Source organism: Rahnella sp. R3(2024), from assembly GCF_042920125.1.
Lineage (GTDB): Bacteria > Pseudomonadota > Gammaproteobacteria > Enterobacterales > Enterobacteriaceae > Rahnella > Rahnella rivi.
Genome location: NZ_JBHGBU010000001.1, coordinates 3,511,997 through 3,525,227, shown reverse-complemented (window position 1 = coordinate 3,525,227; position 13,231 = coordinate 3,511,997). Strand labels below are relative to the sequence as shown.

Below are 13,231 nucleotides of genomic sequence, written 5' to 3'. Positions count from 1 at the left end.
GCGTGATATCGTTGCAACATTGATACTCATCGGGGAGCGATTATGTACGTCTTAGTCACAGGTGGTAGCGGTTACATCGGCAGTCATACTTGCGTGCAGTTGATTGAAGCGGGTTACACACCCGTCATTCTGGACAACCTTCACAACAGTAAAGTCAGCGTGCTTGAACGTATCAACACGCTCACCGGCAAAACGCCGCTGTTCTACGAAGGCGATATCCGTGACCGCGCGATCCTCGATAAAATTTTCAGCGAACACCAGATTCATTCGGTGATTCACTTCGCAGGCTGGAAAGCCGTGGGCGAATCCGTCGCCAAACCGCTGGCGTATTACGACAATAACGTCACAGGTACGCTGGTCCTTCTTGAAGCCATGCGCGATGCGGGCGTCAAAAACCTGATTTTCAGTTCCTCGGCGACTGTATATGGCGATCAGCCAAAAACACCTTACGTTGAGGACTTCCCGACCGGTAACCCTTCCAGCCCATATGGCCGCAGCAAACTGATGGTCGAGCAAATTCTGGAAGACGTTCAGCGCGCTGAGCCGGAGTGGAGCATGACGCTGCTGCGCTATTTCAACCCGGTCGGCGCACATCCGTCAGGCCTGATGGGCGAAGATCCGCAGGGCGTGCCGAATAACCTGATGCCGTTTATCGCACAGGTGGCTGTCGGGCGCCGTGAGTCCGTTGCCGTATTTGGCAATGATTATCCGACCAAAGACGGTACCGGCGTGCGTGATTACATCCACGTGGTCGATCTGGCCGACGGCCATCTGGCGGCGATGAAAACCCTGCACAATAAATCCGGCGTTCACATTTACAACCTCGGCGCGGGTTTCGGCCAAAGCGTGCTGGAAGTGATCAACGCCTTCAGCAAAGCCTGCGGCAAACCGGTGAAATACACCTTTGCACCACGCCGTGACGGCGACTTACCGGCCTACTGGGCAGACCCGGCCAAAGCCGAAAAAGAGCTCAACTGGAAAGTCACCCGTACGCTGGAAGATATGGCGAATGACACCTGGCTGTGGCAGTCGAAAAACCCGCAAGGTTACCCAGACTAAGGCGGACTAAGGAATCTTTATGACCACGTTTAACCCAATTGATCACCCACATCGTCGCTACAATCCGCTGACCGATCAGTGGATTTTAGTCAGCCCGCACCGCGCCAAGCGCCCGTGGCAAGGGCAGCAGGAAGCCGTTTCGGATGAGGTTCTGCCGGCGCACGATCCTGACTGCTTCCTGTGTCCGGGGAATACCCGCGTCACCGGTGATGTGAATCCTCAGTACACCAGCACCCATGTGTTCACCAACGATTTTGCTGCACTAATGCCAGACACACCGTTTGCGCCGGAAAGTACCGATCCGCTGATGCGTCTGGAAAGTGCGCGCGGCACCAGCCGGGTGATTTGCTTTTCGCCCGATCACAGCAAAACGCTTCCGCAACTTTCCGTAGAAGCGCTGACCGATGTGGTGAAAACCTGGCAGGAACAGAGCGCTGATCTGGGTAAATCCTACCCGTGGGTGCAAGTTTTCGAGAACAAAGGCGCGGCAATGGGCTGCTCCAACCCGCATCCGCACGGCCAGATCTGGGCCAACAGTTTCCTGCCAAACGAAGCTGAACGTGAAGACCGCCTGCAACGTGCCTATCTCGAACAACAGGGTTCGCCGATGCTGGTCGATTATGCTCAGCGTGAGCTGGCCGACGGCAGCCGTACGGTGGTGGAAACCGAACACTGGCTGGCGGTGGTGCCTTACTGGGCGGCGTGGCCATTCGAGACACTGCTGCTGCCGAAAGCACACATCCTGCGCATCACTGATTTAACCGACGCACAGCGCAGTGATTTAGCCCTGGCCCTGAAAAAACTGACCAGCCGCTACGACAATCTGTTCCAGTGTTCTTTCCCGTATTCGATGGGCTGGCACGGCGCGCCGTTTACCGAAGGCGACCACCAGCACTGGCAGTTACATGCCCACTTCTATCCGCCGTTGCTGCGTTCAGCCACGGTACGCAAATTCATGGTCGGCTACGAAATGCTGGCTGAAACCCAACGCGACCTGACGGCGGAACAAGCCGCTGAACGTCTGCGGGCGGTGAGTGATGTCCATTATCGTGAGGCCGGAGAAAAACAATGAATCTGAAAACTAAAACCCTTGAAATCTTTGCTGATAAATTCGGCTACCCTGCGACCATCACCATCAAGGCGCCGGGTCGCGTGAATCTGATTGGCGAACATACCGATTACAACGACGGCTTCGTGCTGCCGTGTGCCATCGACTATGAAACAGTGATCGCCTGCGCGCAGCGTAATGACCGCACGATCCGCGTGATCGCCGCCGATTATGACAACGATGAAGACAGCTTCTCTCTCGACGAACCTATTCTGCACTCCGACACGCACCCGTGGGCCAACTACGTGCGCGGCGTGGTGAAACATCTGATGCTGCGGAATAAAGATTTCTCCGGCGCAGACATGGTGATCAGCGGCAACGTGCCACAGGGCGCGGGCCTGAGTTCATCGGCATCTTTGGAAGTGGCGGTGGGTCAGGCGCTGAAATCTTTGTACGACCTGCCGCTGGACGGCGTGGCGCTGGCGCTGAACGGCCAGGAAGCGGAGAACCAGTTTGTCGGCTGTAACTGCGGCATCATGGATCAGCTGATTTCCGCACTCGGCAAGGAAAATCACTCCCTGCTGATTGACTGTCGCTCGCTGGAAACCCGCGCGGTGTCTATGCCGAAAAATGCAGCCGTCGTCATCATCAACTCCAACGTGAAACGCGGCCTGGTGGACAGCGAATACAACGCCCGTCGCGAACAGTGCGAAGTGGCGGCCCGCTTCTTCGGCGTGAAAGCGCTGCGTGACGTAGACCCTGCCCTGTTCTTCTCCATTCAGGACGAGCTGGATCCGGTGGTGGCCCGCCGTGCGCGTCACGTTATCACTGAAAACGACCGCACGCTGGCAGCGGCTGACGCACTGGCCAGCGGTGACCTGAAACGTATGGGCGAACTGATGGCGGAATCTCACGCCTCCATGCGCGATGATTTCGAAATCACCGTACCGCAAATCGACAAGCTGGTGGACATCGTCAAAGAAGTGATCGGCGATAAAGGCGGTGTGCGCATGACCGGCGGCGGCTTCGGTGGCTGCATCGTGGCGCTGGTGCCGGAAGACATGGTGGAAAAAGTCCGTCACGCGGTTGAACAGCAATATCAGGCGCACAGCGGCCTGAAAGAAACCTTCTACGTCTGCACCGCTTCTCAAGGAGCAGGCGTATGTTAAAACCTGAAAACACACAGCTGGCCCCCGATGGCCAGCCGTTTGAACAGGTAACGTTACAGAATGCGGCGGGTGCCACTGCCACATTCATGGACTGGGGCGCAACCTGGCTCTCTTTCACGCTGCCACTGGCGGACGGTTCCACACGAGAGCTGTTGCTCGGCTGTGAGTCGCCACACGACTACATGAACCAGAGCGCATACCTTGGCGCGACCGTGGGACGCTATGCCAACCGAATAGCCCGTTCTCAGTTTGAGATCGACGGTAAACCGCATCTGGTGGTCGCCAACCAGGGCGTTCATCAGCTGCACGGCGGGCCGGAAGGTTTTCATGCGCGCCGCTGGAAGATCCTGTCCCGGACCGCACAGAAAATCAGTTTCCAGCTGTTTTCCGCCGACGGCGATCAGGGGTTCCCAGGGAATATGACCGCCACGGTGCATTATCAGCTGACTGACGATAACCGTCTGGAAATCCGCTACGAAGCCACCGTGGATAAACTGTGTCCGGTCAATCTGACCAATCACGCCTATTTCAACCTTGATGGCGAAGGCACCGATGCGCGCCAGCACAAGTTACAGCTGTTTGCCGATCGCTTCCTGCCGGTCGACAGCGACGGCATTCCGTGTGCTGATCCGACGACGGTGGAAAGCACCGGCATGAACTTCAATGCACCAAAAACATTGGCGAAAGATTTCCTCAGCGACCGCGATCAGCAACGTGTGAAAGGCTACGATCATGCGTATTTGCTCAACCGTACCTGCAATTCCGGTGAATTCCCGGCGGCGCATTTATGGTCCGCTGACGGTAAAGTTCAGATGAGCGTTTTCACCTCAGCCCCGGCATTGCAGCTCTACAGCGGCAACTTCCTTGGCGGAACGCCAAACCGCAGCGGCGGTGAATATGCCAGCTACAGCGGTGTGGCGCTTGAAAGTGAATTCCTGCCAGACAGCCCCAACCACGCCACCTGGCCGCAGCCAAGTTGCTGGATAAAACCGGGGCAGACCTATAAGTCGGCCACGACTTATCAGTTCTTCGCGCTGTAATCCCTGAGGACAGGATCGCCCGATCCTGTCCTTTTTGTGACTCATCCCGCATCTGCATCAGCACATTTTCTGCTAAAGACTTCCGCCGCATCTACGCTTAAGGGGTGTCCTGCGAAAAGGACGTTCATTAAGGAGTTCGTTATGCGCTTACCTGTTTTATTCACCCTGCTGGCTACCTTGTGCACCGCCGGTTCAGCTCTGGCGGCCGACCCGGTCAAAACCCCTTCTGCGGCACAGACTGCGCAACGTCAAAAGATGACAGATTGTAATTCGCAGGCCACCACGCAGTCACTCAAGGGTGAAGACCGCAAAAAATTCATGAGTAATTGCCTGAAAGCAGAGGCCAAAACTGACGATAAAATGAATCCTCAGCAGAAGAAGATGAAAACCTGTAATGCCGATGCGGCGAAGCAAGACCTGAAAGGCGACGCGCGTAAAACGTTCATGAGTACCTGCCTCAAAAAAGCCAGCTAATTACGCTGCACTTTTAGACAAAATGCGCGGTTCGGGCAACCGTCTGCGCGTTTTGTTTTACATCCCCGCAGCAAATTCGTTATGTTTAACCTCAAACGGTATGACACACCGCCAATCAGCGTACATACAGATTGCCGATGAGGATACCAAGACCCTATAATGATAATTGTTATCATTGAAAATTCAGTTAACTGAGGAGTTTAGCTATGGCTGTAACCAAACTGGTACTGGTAAGACACGGTGAAAGTGAGTGGAACAAAGAAAACCGTTTTACCGGCTGGCATGATGTTGAACTGTCCGAGAAGGGCCGTACCGAAGCAAAAGCGGCCGGTCAACTGCTGAAAGACGAAGGCTTCCACTTTGACTTCGCCTACACCTCTGTGCTGAAACGTGCCATCCATACCCTGTGGAGCGTTTTGGACGAACTGGATCAGCCATGGCTGCCGGTTGAGAAATCCTGGAAACTGAACGAACGTCACTACGGTGCGTTGCAGGGTCTGGATAAAGCTGAAACCGCGAAAAAATACGGTGACGAGCAAGTTAAACAATGGCGTCGTGGCTTTGCCGTGACACCACCAGAACTGGAAAAAAGCGACGAGCGTTTCCCAGGCCACGATCCGCGTTACGCAAAACTGAAACCGGAAGAGCTGCCGACCACTGAAAGCCTGGCGCTGACCATCGAACGCGTGATCCCTTACTGGACTGAAGTGATCAAACCACGCATCGAAAGCGGCGAGCGCGTGATCATCGCAGCACACGGTAACTCCCTGCGTGCTCTGGTGAAATACCTGGATGATCTGGGTGAAGACGAAATTCTGGAACTGAACATCCCTACTGGTGTTCCACTGGTTTACGAATTCGACGAAAACTTCAAACCTGTTAAACATTACTATCTGGGCAATGCCGACGAAATCGCAGCGAAAGCAGCGGCCGTGGCAAACCAGGGTAAAGCGAAGTAATTTCGCGTTTTCTGCGTCACGCAGAAAAACTGACAGAGGCACGCGAAAGCGTGCCTTTTTTGTCTGTGCACCCGCAGGAGAAAACCTATGCCCGTCAGACTCGCCTCACCCGATGAAGCAGAAACACTGTGGGACATCCGTAACCGGGCTATCCGCCACGGATGTCACAATACTTATGATGCCGGGGTTGTCATGGCGTGGACGCCGGATCAAATGCCTCCCGGCTACCGCAAAGCGATTGAGGAAAACCCGTTTTTCGTCGCGCACACGCACGGGCAAGATACGCCCGCGGCAACCGGTTTTCTCGATCTGAAAAATGGCAGTGTTGAAGCGATTTTTACGTTGCCGGAATTCGAAGGGAAAGGCCTCGCCACGCAAATCCTTGAGGCCATAAAAGCCGAGGCGAAAGCCAGGGGGTTCAGAGCGCTGACGCTGGCTTCCACGCCCAATGCTTTTGAATTCTATAAGAAGAACGGGTTCAGTCTGGTGAAAGAGAGTCTGCACCGCTCTGAGATGGCGAAGGCTGATTTGCGTTGCATGGATATGCGCTGCGAGCTGTAAGGCGCATTCTGATAATAAAAAGCCCCGCAAGACAGACGGGGCTTGTAAAGGCAATGACAGAGAGTGGAATTAACCGCGGCGCGCTTTTACCGCGTCAGCCAGGCTGCGCAGCAGCACTTCGGTATCTTCCCAGCCGATGCAGGCATCCGTTACGCTCTGGCCGTAAACCAGCGGCTCGCCGCTGTCGAGATTCTGATTACCTTCTACCAGATGGCTTTCGACCATCACGCCCATGACAGCCTGCTCGCCGCCAGCGACCTGCGCACAAACATCTTCACAGACTTCCATCTGCTTTTTGAACTGTTTGCTGCTGTTGGCATGGCTGAAATCGATCATGATACGCGCCGGAAGACCGCCTTTTTTCAGGCCTTCTTTCACTTCCTGCACATCCTGCGCGCTGTAGTTTGGTTTTTTGCCGCCGCGCAGAATGATATGGCAGTCGTTATTTCCGCTGGTATTCACAATGGCGGAGTGACCCCATTTGGTGACCGACAGGAAGCAGTGCGGTGCGCCCGCGGCGTTGATCGCATCGATCGCCACTTTAATGGTGCCGTCGGTGCCATTTTTGAAACCGACCGGACAGGACAACCCGGAGGACAGCTCGCGGTGAACCTGAGACTCGGTGGTACGCGCGCCAATTGCGCCCCAGCTCATCAGATCGGCCAGATATTGCGGGGTGATCATGTCCAGGAACTCACCCGCCGCAGGCAGGCCGGTATCATTAATATCCAGTAACAATTTGCGTGCTATGCGTAAACCATCATTAATCTGGTAACTGTTGTTCATATGCGGGTCGTTAATCAGGCCTTTCCAGCCGACGGTCGTGCGCGGTTTTTCGAAGTAAACACGCATCACGACTTCCAGCTCGCCCTGCAGTTCTTCACGCATTTTCATCAGGCGGGCGGCGTATTCTTTGGCAGCTTTGGGATCATTGATGGAACAGGGACCGATCACTACCAGAAGACGATCATCGTTTCCTTTCAGAATCTTATGAATGGCATTGCGTGCCTGAGAGACTGTTTTCGCCGCTTTATCTGTCGCAGGAAATTTTTCCAGCAAGGCGACAGGTGGCAAAAGTTCCTTAATTTCTTTAATACGTAAATCGTCGTTTTGATAATTCATAACTGTTCCATTCGGGTATTCATAAGAGACGAAGCGAAACGCTGACCGCGTTCAATCTAGCCGTATTGGGTGACGGTGTAAATCTACTTTTACACTTACGAATAGTCTCATTTTGATTCAGGACATGAATTCATTAGCTAGGCTTTAAGAGTTCACAAAAAACGACGACGGATCCTTCTGGAATAATGGAGATGACAATATGAATAAGTTCGCAATCGCATTTTTTACCGCAGCTCTGGCCCTGACTTCAGGTGCCGCGCTTGCAGAAGGCACAGACGCTGGTTCAAATAACGGCGCAGCAAATCAGTCAGACAGCCCGGGTTCAATTCAGAAAATCGCACCTAAAGGTGTCGATAACAGCAAAATCAACGAAACCAATAAACCCGTTGATGAAGTCCATAAAAAAACGCACAAAACGACTGACAAAACTCACAACATGAGTAAGAAAACAGTCGACCATAAAAAAGCCATGTGTAAGGACGGCCGTTGTCCGGATCAGGTCCCAGGCACTAACCAGTCTAAAGCCACGGGTAACTAATTCCCGCCCCGGCAATGCTGAACAGGAGGAACTTCGGTTCCTCTTTTTTTGCCCTTTCCCCTTCTTGCAACACCTCAAGATTACGTTATTGTAATCCCCTCTATTCATCATCTTTGTGAATACAACTATGTCTTCTTTTTTACCTCAGGATAAAAACAGCCGCCGTCTGTTGCTGGCGTTTTTAATCACCGTCACCTTTATGGTGGCGGAAGTGATCGGCGGTTTAATTTCCGGCTCGCTGGCGCTGCTGGCCGACGCGGGACACATGCTGACAGACGCAGCTGCACTGCTTGTAGCGCTGTTGGCGGTACGTTTCGCTAAACGTAAGCCTAACTCGCGACATACCTTTGGTTATCTGCGCCTGACCACCATGGCGGCTTTCGTGAACGCGGCGGCGCTGCTGGTGATTGTCGTGCTGATTGTCTGGGAGGCGATTGCCCGTTTCTTCAATCCGCAGCCGGTGATGGGCACCACGATGTTGGTGATCGCCATTGCCGGGCTTTTTGCCAATATTTTGGCATTCTGGCTTCTGCATCAGGGTGAAGAAAAAGCCAATATCAATGTGCGTGCTGCCGCGCTGCACGTACTGGGAGATTTGCTCGGGTCGATTGGTGCGGTCGGTGCAGCGCTCATCATCATGTATACCGGCTGGACGCCGATTGACCCGATTCTGTCTGTGCTGGTGTCTTGTTTAGTGCTGAGTAATGCGTGGCGGTTACTGCGCGAGAGTTTCCATGAGTTACTGGAAGGGACCCCGGAGGAAATCGATATCGAGCAGCTGCGCAGGGACCTGTCGCAGAGCATTCCCGAAGTGCGCAATGTGCATCACGTTCACGTCTGGCAGATTGGCGAGCAACGGCTGATGACGTTGCATGTTCAGGTCGTTCCGCCACATGACCACGACGCACTGCTTGACCGTATTCAGCATCACTTACTGGAAAAATGCCGCATTGGCCATGCAACGATACAGATGGAGTACGGTACATGCGAAACGCCAGATTGTGTGATCAACGAAGTGCCTGCCGCCAGCGCGGGACACGATCATCACGGTCATAGCCACGCACATCATCACTGACTGTCAGCTGTTTCATAAAGCAAAACGCCTCCGTCCGGAGGCGTTTTGCTAATGCAAGGAACTCAGGCCGTTTGCAGCGGCAGTGAACCGTTTTGCTTCGCGCTTTTGATCCACAACCATGAACCGTTCAGCGCAATCAGTGTGAGCAGCACATATTCAAGCGCCATGGCATACACGCCCTGATAAGCGAATATCGCCACGCTTATCACGTCGATCACCACCCACAGCAGCCAGTTCTCGACGTATTTTCGGGTCATCAACAACATCGCGACAATTGACAGCACCATCATGGAAGAATCCCAGAACGGGAAAGCATCCGGCTGCAATTCCGGCATCTGAACATTCAGCCCTAATGCCTGCATCAGATTGACGGCCAGCAACGTGAGCGCAGCAAATACACGGTCAATGTTGAACGTCATCAGTAAAATACCCGCGAGGCAAACCACGCCCCACACCACCGCCTTTCCACGTGGCAGCCAGCGAATTTGCAGCTCTGCCTGTTGATCTGCCGTCTGACGGCTCCAGGCATACCAGCCGTAAATATTGGCACCGAAGAAAAACACCTGAAGCAAGAGGCTTGCGTAAAGCTGGATCTGGAAGAAGATGATCGCAAACAGCGTGACGTTAATAAGGCCAAACGGGTAATTGATCAGTTTCTCTTTGCTGGCATACCAGATGCACAATAAGCCGAAGAGTGTACCGACAGCTTCGATCCATGACAGGTCATATCCGCCTTTTCCCAGCGGAATATGCACCAGGATATTGCTGGTACTTAAAAAATCCATCATTGCACATTTCCTTTTCGACAGTTACAAAGCTGTGGCTTAGAGCGCTTTCGTCTGAGGGCGTAATTTCAGTTCCGCCGCAAACGCCAGCATACGGTTCAGCGGTATCAGCGATTTCACCCGCAGCGCTTCATCTACTTCTATAGCATGTTGTGCACCGCCGGACTCAAGCCCGTCTGCAATGGCTTTCAGGCCATTCATCGCCATCCACGGGCAATGCGCACAGGTGCGGCAGCTTGCGCCCTCGCCCGCAGTCGGGGCTTCGAACAATTCTTTGTCCGGGCATGCTTGCTGCATTTTGTAGAAAATTCCACGATCGGTCGCCACAATCAGCTGCATGTTTGGCAACGTCCTGGCTGCCTGAATCAGCTGGCTTGTAGAACCGACGGCGTCAGCCATGTCTACGATCGCCTGTGGAGACTCCGGATGCACCAGCACAGCGGCATTCGTGTACAAACCTTTCATTCGGGTCAGGGCCTGTGTTTTGAACTCGTCATGGACGATACAGGCCCCCTGCCAGCACAACACGTCGGCACCCGTTTGTTTACGCACGTAATTTCCGAGATGACGGTCCGGCGCCCAAATGATTTTTTCACCCAGACTGTCCAGATGCTCAATAAGTTCAACCGCGATGCTGGAAGTCACCACCCAGTCGGCGCGTGCTTTTACCGCCGCAGAGGTATTAGCGTAGACCACCACGGTGCGGTCAGGATGCTGGTCGCAAAAATCTGAGAACGCCTGCTCCGGGCAACCGAGGTCCAACGAGCACTCCGCATTAAGCGTAGGCATCAGCACCGTTTTCTCAGGGCTAAGGATTTTGGCCGTTTCGCCCATAAAGCGCACGCCGGCTACCAGCAGCGTGGAAGCGGGATGCTGACTGCCAAAACGCGCCATTTCTAAAGAGTCCGCGACGATACCGCCAGTTTCCTCGGCCAGCGCCTGAATCTCAGGATCGGTGTAATAATGCGCCACCATCACGGCATCACGTTCTTTTAGCAGTTTTCTGATCTTCTCTTTATAGAAAGTCTTTTCATCTGCATTCAGAACGGCGGGTTTCGGGGGGAAAGGATAAACCGTCGCATTCAGATCCAATGTTTCGCTCATACTCGTCATCTCATTCAGTCAGGCCGTATGCCTGAAGGCGGGAAGCCACTCTCTGGTTCATGATGAAGCAGAGTAGTTTTGTATGCTAAACAAAATACCGTAAAACACGAGTGAAGTCGTCCAAATTATAGACGTTGAGCTTAAAATGTTTACTGGACTTAAAAGAGACGAGGTTTGAGCAAATTACAGGAAAAACGAAGACCGCGATGGAAGGAAGTTTCGGGCGTCAGATGCGAAAAAAGCGCCAAAAGGCGCTTTTTTCTGAATTCTGCAATTTAGAGGGTGGGCCGTGCTGGATTGACTCGGTTTCACCTCGCCCTGCGGGCAACGCTTGCGCGTTGTCGTCTCGCTTCGCTCGGCTCGAACCCATGGTTCTCATCCTGCACTGCTTCACTACATTATCCACTTTAAAAGTGGTGGGCCGTGCTGGATTCGAACCAGCGACCAATTGATTAAAAGTCAACTGCTCTACCAACTGAGCTAACGGCCCATCTAAATGCTGGATACTGATTTACTAATGGCTTTCAAAATCTTCAGGGGTTACACCTAAAAGTGGTGGGCCGTGCTGGATTCGAACCAGCGACCAATTGATTAAAAGTCAACTGCTCTACCAACTGAGCTAACGGCCCTTCCTGAATACTTCCGTCTGCCTTCGTGTCTTGCAGTTGGTGTGCAAGCCACATGCAATAATGGTTTAGATTTGGTGGGCCGTGCTGGATTCGAACCAGCGACCAATTGATTAAAAGTCAACTGCTCTACCAACTGAGCTAACGGCCCCTCTAAACCTACTGCATATTGCCTAAATCTCTGACAGCGTTAGCCGTTTGGAGTTGTCTGGGCAACGGCGGCATATATTACTTATTTAACTTTTCAGTGCAACTTTAATTTTCAGAAAGAGTGCTAACTGATGGCGTTTCACACACTCAAGCCCAGAAAATGCACGATATGTACATTTTCCAGACCTGAATGAAGAACTAGTTTGCAGATAAACGTTTTTGCGCTTGTTTTGCCGCATCGGTATTTGGGTACTGTTTCACGACCTGTGCGAAGACGGCTTTGGCTTTATCAGCCTGACCTTTCTCCTGCATGATCACCCCAACCTTGAACATTGCGTCAGAACTTTTTGGAGACTTAGGATAGTTTTTGACCACGACTGCAAAATAATACGCAGCGTCGTCTTTTTTACCCTTGTTGTAATACAACTGTCCTAACCAGTAGTTGGCGTTAGGCTGATAAGTCGAATCAGGATATTTTTTGACGAAACTCTGAAAAGCCGCAATGGCTTCATCATACTGTTTCTTTTCCAGCGCCAGTGAAACCGCAGCATTGTAATCGCTGTTCACGTCACCGGTGCTTGCAGGCGCTTGTGCAGCCCCCGCATCCGGCGTTGCGGCAGCAGACCCAGACGCATCACCTGTGGCTGCAGCAGCGCCCGTACTGGCGGCTCCGGCATTACCCTGGCTTAAGCTGTCCATCTGGTTAAAGATCTGCTTCTGGCGATCAGCAAGCTGACTCAACTGATACTGGTTCTCCTGGATTTGACCACGAAGAGTATCCATATCACGTTGGGAATCAGAAAGTTGTTGCTGGAGTTGAGTTAATAGCTGGCTGTGAGCGTTAGAAATACGCTCCAGAGAGGTGACCCGATCTTCAATCGAGCCTGAGCCGACATTACTGATTGGCGCTTGGGCAGTAGCGGCCCATGGGACCGCTACGCCAACCAGTAACGACAGACTCAACAAGTGAGTTCTGAAGTTACTGCTCATACTATTCTCTTAGTAAACCAGTACGGCACGACGGTTTTTGGCGTATGCCGCTTCGTCATGGCCCAGTACAGCTGGTTTTTCTTTACCGTAAGAAACGATAGAGATTTGGTCTGCAGAAACGCCTTTACCTTGCAGGTACATTTTAACTGCAGTAGCACGACGTTCGCCCAGCGCGATGTTGTACTCAGGAGTACCACGTTCGTCAGCATGGCCTTCTACGGTCACTTTGTAAGATGGGTTGCTACGCAGGAAAGCTGCGTGTGCATCCAGCATCTGAGCGAATTCAGAAGACACATCGTACTTGTCCAGGCCGAAGTAAACGATGTTGTTTTTCTGCAATTCTTGCATCTGCAGACGTGCTTGCTCTTCTGAAGACATGTTTGCGTTTTCAGTGCCAGCGCCGGTGTTCAGACCCATACCTGATTGGTCGTTGTCTGCGTTCTTGTGAGAACTACAAGCAGCGACTGCCAGTACAGGCAATGCCAGCATCAGCCCTTTCAGAACTTTGTTCAGTTGCATCTATTCGATCCT

The 13,231-nt window shown here is 52.9% G+C and carries 14 protein-coding genes, 3 tRNA genes and 1 other RNA gene; 9 read left to right on the top strand and 9 right to left on the bottom strand.

The genetic code is table 11. The features are described from left to right. The first annotated feature begins 42 nt into the window (after window positions 1-42). The 7 genes from galE to ABSH60_RS15860 all read left to right on the top strand — a co-directional run bounded on the left by galE (window position 43) and on the right by ABSH60_RS15860 (window position 6,310). A complete protein-coding gene (galE, locus tag ABSH60_RS15890; RefSeq protein ID WP_136375552.1) occupies window positions 43-1,059 on the top strand; it encodes a UDP-glucose 4-epimerase GalE in 1,017 nt (338 codons plus the stop codon). A gap of 19 nt (window positions 1,060-1,078) precedes the next feature. Next, on the top strand, window positions 1,079-2,131 hold the full coding sequence (galT, locus tag ABSH60_RS15885; protein WP_056771708.1) for a galactose-1-phosphate uridylyltransferase: 1,053 nt from the start codon (window positions 1,079-1,081) through the stop codon (window positions 2,129-2,131). Continuing rightward, window positions 2,128-3,276: a galactokinase gene (galK, locus tag ABSH60_RS15880; protein ID WP_056771705.1), complete on the top strand. Its 1,149-nt coding sequence runs from the start codon at window positions 2,128-2,130 to the stop codon at window positions 3,274-3,276. The genes galT and galK overlap by 4 nt, the downstream gene beginning before the upstream one ends. Beyond that, window positions 3,270-4,316, top strand: a complete 1,047-nt coding sequence (galM, locus tag ABSH60_RS15875) for a galactose-1-epimerase (RefSeq protein WP_390974714.1) — start codon at window positions 3,270-3,272, stop codon at window positions 4,314-4,316. The genes galK and galM overlap by 7 nt, the downstream gene beginning before the upstream one ends. Window positions 4,317-4,457: 141 nt before the next feature. Next, on the top strand, window positions 4,458-4,790 hold the full coding sequence (locus tag ABSH60_RS15870) for a PsiF family protein (protein WP_056771698.1): 333 nt from the start codon (window positions 4,458-4,460) through the stop codon (window positions 4,788-4,790). 206 nt (window positions 4,791-4,996) lie between these two features. Then, a complete protein-coding gene (gene gpmA / locus ABSH60_RS15865) occupies window positions 4,997-5,749 on the top strand; it encodes a 2,3-diphosphoglycerate-dependent phosphoglycerate mutase (protein WP_056771695.1) in 753 nt (250 codons plus the stop codon). Between the two features lie 87 nt (window positions 5,750-5,836). Next, window positions 5,837-6,310 carry a GNAT family N-acetyltransferase gene (locus tag ABSH60_RS15860; RefSeq protein ID WP_390974712.1) on the top strand — a complete coding sequence of 158 codons (474 nt, stop codon included), beginning with the start codon at window positions 5,837-5,839 and terminating at the stop codon, window positions 6,308-6,310. Window positions 6,311-6,379: 69 nt separating this feature from the next. On the opposite strand, the gene aroG is transcribed toward ABSH60_RS15860, so the two are convergent. Then, window positions 6,380-7,432 carry a 3-deoxy-7-phosphoheptulonate synthase AroG gene (aroG, locus tag ABSH60_RS15855; RefSeq protein ID WP_056771688.1) on the bottom strand — a complete coding sequence of 351 codons (1,053 nt, stop codon included), beginning with the start codon at window positions 7,430-7,432 and terminating at the stop codon, window positions 6,380-6,382. A gap of 199 nt (window positions 7,433-7,631) precedes the next feature. Between aroG and ABSH60_RS15850 the strand changes: the two genes are divergently transcribed. Next, entirely contained in the window at window positions 7,632-7,970 is a 339-nt protein-coding gene (locus ABSH60_RS15850) for a protein YbgS (RefSeq protein WP_056771685.1), read from the top strand. A gap of 127 nt (window positions 7,971-8,097) precedes the next feature. After that, window positions 8,098-9,045: a CDF family zinc transporter ZitB gene (gene zitB, locus ABSH60_RS15845; protein WP_183846219.1), complete on the top strand. Its 948-nt coding sequence runs from the start codon at window positions 8,098-8,100 to the stop codon at window positions 9,043-9,045. A 62-nt stretch (window positions 9,046-9,107) separates the two neighbouring features. Here the strand turns inward: zitB and pnuC are convergent, their stop codons facing one another. The 8 genes from pnuC to pal form a co-directional block, all read right to left on the bottom strand. Next, on the bottom strand, window positions 9,108-9,830 hold the full coding sequence (pnuC, locus tag ABSH60_RS15840; protein WP_056772028.1) for a nicotinamide riboside transporter PnuC: 723 nt from the start codon (window positions 9,828-9,830) through the stop codon (window positions 9,108-9,110). Window positions 9,831-9,869: 39 nt separating this feature from the next. Then, complete coding sequence (gene nadA, locus ABSH60_RS15835; RefSeq protein ID WP_390974709.1) at window positions 9,870-10,934, bottom strand: quinolinate synthase NadA; 1,065 nt, start codon at window positions 10,932-10,934, stop codon at window positions 9,870-9,872. A gap of 280 nt (window positions 10,935-11,214) precedes the next feature. Next, window positions 11,215-11,334, bottom strand: a non-coding RNA gene (locus ABSH60_RS15830) — RtT sRNA. 14 nt (window positions 11,335-11,348) lie between these two features. Beyond that, window positions 11,349-11,424: transfer RNA gene (locus ABSH60_RS15825), tRNA-Lys, on the bottom strand. 63 nt (window positions 11,425-11,487) lie between these two features. After that, window positions 11,488-11,563 (bottom strand) — tRNA-Lys (locus ABSH60_RS15820). 72 nt (window positions 11,564-11,635) lie between these two features. Beyond that, a tRNA-Lys gene (locus tag ABSH60_RS15815) sits at window positions 11,636-11,711 on the bottom strand. Between the two features lie 197 nt (window positions 11,712-11,908). Further along, complete coding sequence (cpoB, locus tag ABSH60_RS15810) at window positions 11,909-12,700, bottom strand: cell division protein CpoB (protein ID WP_056771676.1); 792 nt, start codon at window positions 12,698-12,700, stop codon at window positions 11,909-11,911. 9 nt (window positions 12,701-12,709) lie between these two features. After that, entirely contained in the window at window positions 12,710-13,219 is a 510-nt protein-coding gene (gene pal, locus ABSH60_RS15805) for a peptidoglycan-associated lipoprotein Pal (protein ID WP_056771674.1), read from the bottom strand. Window positions 13,220-13,231 lie beyond the last annotated feature (12 nt).

What these genes read in the sequence shown, in the direction of transcription:
- galE (WP_136375552.1), top strand. Translation starts at nt 43, where the DNA reads ATGTACGTCTTAGTCACAGGTGGTAGCGGTTACATCGGCAGTCATACT.
- galT (WP_056771708.1), top strand. Translation starts at nt 1,079, where the DNA reads ATGACCACGTTTAACCCAATTGATCACCCACATCGTCGCTACAATCCG.
- galK (WP_056771705.1), top strand. Translation starts at nt 2,128, where the DNA reads ATGAATCTGAAAACTAAAACCCTTGAAATCTTTGCTGATAAATTCGGC.
- galM (WP_390974714.1), top strand. Translation starts at nt 3,270, where the DNA reads ATGTTAAAACCTGAAAACACACAGCTGGCCCCCGATGGCCAGCCGTTT.
- ABSH60_RS15870 (WP_056771698.1), top strand. Translation starts at nt 4,458, where the DNA reads ATGCGCTTACCTGTTTTATTCACCCTGCTGGCTACCTTGTGCACCGCC.
- gpmA (WP_056771695.1), top strand. Translation starts at nt 4,997, where the DNA reads ATGGCTGTAACCAAACTGGTACTGGTAAGACACGGTGAAAGTGAGTGG.
- ABSH60_RS15860 (WP_390974712.1), top strand. Translation starts at nt 5,837, where the DNA reads ATGCCCGTCAGACTCGCCTCACCCGATGAAGCAGAAACACTGTGGGAC.
- aroG (WP_056771688.1), bottom strand. Translation starts at nt 7,432, where the DNA reads ATGAATTATCAAAACGACGATTTACGTATTAAAGAAATTAAGGAACTT.
- ABSH60_RS15850 (WP_056771685.1), top strand. Translation starts at nt 7,632, where the DNA reads ATGAATAAGTTCGCAATCGCATTTTTTACCGCAGCTCTGGCCCTGACT.
- zitB (WP_183846219.1), top strand. Translation starts at nt 8,098, where the DNA reads ATGTCTTCTTTTTTACCTCAGGATAAAAACAGCCGCCGTCTGTTGCTG.
- pnuC (WP_056772028.1), bottom strand. Translation starts at nt 9,830, where the DNA reads ATGGATTTTTTAAGTACCAGCAATATCCTGGTGCATATTCCGCTGGGA.
- nadA (WP_390974709.1), bottom strand. Translation starts at nt 10,934, where the DNA reads ATGAGCGAAACATTGGATCTGAATGCGACGGTTTATCCTTTCCCCCCG.
- cpoB (WP_056771676.1), bottom strand. Translation starts at nt 12,700, where the DNA reads ATGAGCAGTAACTTCAGAACTCACTTGTTGAGTCTGTCGTTACTGGTT.
- pal (WP_056771674.1), bottom strand. Translation starts at nt 13,219, where the DNA reads ATGCAACTGAACAAAGTTCTGAAAGGGCTGATGCTGGCATTGCCTGTA.